General features: G+C 54.1%; 1 pseudogene. It reads left to right on the forward strand.

The features are described from left to right. Positions 1 to 518, forward strand: a pseudogene (locus tag AC1DRJ_RS32200) (glycogen debranching protein GlgX); the annotation flags it as partial.

The raw sequence follows: 518 nt of genomic DNA on the forward strand, positions 1-518 counted from the left end.
ACCGAAGACCCTGCCATCATCGAACTGCGTTACCGCCAGATGCGCAATCTTCTTGCCACGCTATTCCTTGCCCAAGGCACACCTATGCTCTTGGCTGGCGACGAATTTGCTCGCACCCAAGGTGGTAGCAACAATGCCTATTGCCAGGACAGTGAGATCGGCTGGGTCGATTGGAATGTGAGTGAAAAAAGTAGCGAGCTTCAAGATTTTGTCAGGTACCTGATTGAACTGCGCAATCGCTACCCTCTGCTTCGTCGCAACCGCTTTTTCACCGGAGAGTACGACGAAGGCTTAGGCGTCAAAGATGTTAGCTGGATCCAGCCAAGCGGTGAAGACATGGGTATCGAGCAATGGCAGGACGGCAGTAATCGCTGCATGGGCATCCTGCTCGATGGTCGTACTCAGACAAGCGGCATTCGCCGGGAAGGTATCGATCATTCGCTCCTGATCATCGTCAACGCGCACCATGACGTTGTGAGCTTCACACTGCCCGAGGTGCCACAAGGCAAACATTGGGC

This window comes from Pseudomonas sp. P5_B2 (genome assembly GCF_056400445.1).